Annotated in this window: 3 protein-coding genes; all 3 read left to right on the top strand. The window is 66.4% G+C overall.

Annotated elements, in window-relative coordinates; all coding sequences use genetic code 11:
* Positions 1 to 121 precede the first annotated feature (121 nt).
* On the top strand, positions 122 to 703 hold the full coding sequence (locus tag VFA16_RS13850; protein WP_324968370.1) for a DUF1707 domain-containing protein: 582 nt from the start codon (positions 122 to 124) through the stop codon (positions 701 to 703).
* A 20-nt stretch (positions 704 to 723) separates the two neighbouring features.
* Positions 724 to 1,581, top strand: coding sequence for a type I methionyl aminopeptidase (map, locus tag VFA16_RS13845; protein ID WP_324968369.1), 858 nt, complete (start codon positions 724 to 726; stop codon positions 1,579 to 1,581).
* A gap of 79 nt (positions 1,582 to 1,660) precedes the next feature.
* Positions 1,661 to 2,467, top strand: an 807-nt coding sequence (locus VFA16_RS13840) for a cobyric acid synthase (RefSeq protein ID WP_324968368.1), incomplete at its 3' end; no start/stop codon positions are given.

The raw sequence follows: 2,467 nt of genomic DNA, 5'->3' as shown, positions 1-2,467 counted from the left end.
AATACGCGGTGCGGATGACCAAGTTCATGTTCGACCAGCTGCCCGCCGATTACCTGACCTGACGATCCGCAACTTTGCGCCATCACCCATACACGCGTGCGGCGGTACATTTGAAACCGCTATGGCCCGCCCGGACGAATTGGCAGAGTTGCGGATCTCGGATGCCGACCGCAACGGCACGCTGCGCCGGCTGCACAACGCCGTTGCGCTCGGCCTGATCGACATCAACGAGTTCGAGCAGCGCTCCTCGCAGGTGTCGTACGCCCGCACCCGTGGCGAGCTCGACGGCCTCGTCGGCGACCTGCCCGGTCCCGGGGCGATCGTCACATCGGCGGCCGACCGGGTCGAGCTGCGCGGCTGGCTGGGCTCGCTCAAGCGTCACGGTGAATGGATGGTGCCGACCCGGCTGGCGCTGGTGCGCCGCCTGGGCCCGGTCGAGCTGGACCTGGTCAAGGCGCGCTTCGCGGGACCGGTGGTGGTGATTGAACTGGACATGAAATTCGGCGGTGTGGATATCCGTCTGCCCGAGGGCGCCAGCGCGTCGATCGACGACGTCGAGGTCTACGGCGGCAGCGCCGTCGACCGCCGCAAGAACGCGCCGGCCGAAGGCAATCCGCACGTCGTGCTGACCGGTCGGGTGGTATGCGGATCGGTCGTCATCCGCGGTCCGCGCAAGTCGTTGGTGCGTCGCCGTCGCGGCTGATCGCCCGCTACGCTGGCGACATGCCTGTTCGCACCGCGCTGTCGCCCGGCGTGATATCTCCGACACTTCCGGTGCCTAAGTCGATCCCACGCCCGGAATATGTGGGCAAGCCGACCGCACGCGAGGGCAGCGAGCCATGGGTGCAAACACCCGAGGTGATCGAGAAGATGCGGATCGCCGGCCGGATCGCGGCCGGCGCCCTCGCGGAGGCAGGCAAAGCGGTCGCGCCCGGGGTGACGACCGACGAGCTGGACCGCATCGCCCATGAATACATGGTCGACCACGGTGCCTATCCGTCGACGTTGGGCTACAAGGGTTTCCCGAAATCATGCTGTACGTCGCTGAATGAGGTGATCTGCCACGGCATTCCGGACTCGACGGTGATCGGGGACGGCGACATCGTCAACATCGACGTAACCGCCTACATCGACGGCGTGCACGGCGATACCAACGCGACGTTCCTGGCCGGCAACGTTTCCGAGGAGCACCGGCTGCTCGTCGAGCGCACCCGCGAGGCGACGATGCGCGCCATCAAGGCCGTCAAACCCGGCCGGTCTTTGTCGGTCATCGGCCGGGTCATCGAGTCGTATGCAAACCGCTTCGGCTACAACGTCGTTCGTGACTTCACCGGTCACGGTATCGGCACCACCTTTCACAACGGCCTGGTGGTGCTGCACTACGACCAGCCCGCCGTCACCACCGTCATCGAGCCCGGGATGACGTTCACCATCGAGCCGATGATCAACCTCGGTGCGTTGGACTACGAAATCTGGGACGACGGCTGGACGGTGGTCACCAAAGACCGCAAGTGGAGTGCGCAGTTCGAGCACACACTGCTGGTCACCGACACCGGCGCCGAAATCCTGACCCAGCTGTGACGAGTACTGCGCGACTGTGCGGTTTGGTGCGCCGCTGCGGCGTGTCGCGTACGAATCCGCACAGTCGCCGTACTGCCAAATGAGCGGGGCCCTGCTGGTGGCCGGCACCAGCAGCGATGCCGGCAAATCCATCGTCGTGGCCGGGCTGTGCCGGCTGCTGGCCCGCAAAGGGATTCGGGTCGCGCCTTTCAAGGCGCAGAACATGTCCAACAACTCGGTCGTCACCGTCGAAGGCGGCGAAATAGGCCGGGCGCAGGCGATGCAAGCCCGGGCCGCCGGCCTGCAACCCAGCGTCAGGTTCAACCCGATCCTGCTCAAACCCGGCAGCGAGCGCACCTCCCAGCTGGTGATCCGCGGACAGGTGGCCGACTCCGTCACCGCGGCCGGCTACATCGCGCACCGCGACCGGCTCATGAACATCGTCGTCGACGACTTGTCCAGCCTGCGAGCCGAATTCGACGCGGTGATCTGCGAGGGTGCAGGATCGCCAGCCGAAATCAACCTGCGCGCAACGGATTTGGCAAATCTCGGACTCGCCCGTGCGGCAAGCCTGCCGGTGGTCCTGGTCGGTGACATCGACCGCGGCGGCCTACTCGCCCACCTGTTCGGCACGGTGGCGGTGCTCGACGCGGAAGACCAGGCACTGGTCGCTGGGTTCATCGTGAATAAATTCCGCGGCGACCCCGCACTGCTGGAGCCGGGCCTGCGGCAACTGGCGCAGCTGACCGGCCGGCCTACCTACGGCATCCTGCCGTACGCCGAAGAACTCTGGCTCGACGCCGAAGACTCGGTGTCGGTGCAAGCCAACCGGGTGCTGGGCATCCCGCAACCGCCGCGCGGGCGCCAATGGCTGAGGGTCGCCGCGCTGCGCCTACCCCGGATCTCC

This window comes from Mycobacterium sp., assembly GCF_035653355.1.
Lineage (GTDB): Bacteria > Actinomycetota > Actinomycetes > Mycobacteriales > Mycobacteriaceae > Mycobacterium.
Note: the sequence above shows the minus strand (reverse complement) of the source record. Positions and strands in the feature narration are given on the sequence as shown.

Bases quoted from the DNA above. Each gene is read 5' to 3' on its own strand.
- map (WP_324968369.1), top strand. From the start codon at position 724: ATGCCTGTTCGCACCGCGCTGTCGCCCGGCGTGATATCTCCGACACTT.
- VFA16_RS13850 (WP_324968370.1), top strand. From the start codon at position 122: ATGGCCCGCCCGGACGAATTGGCAGAGTTGCGGATCTCGGATGCCGAC.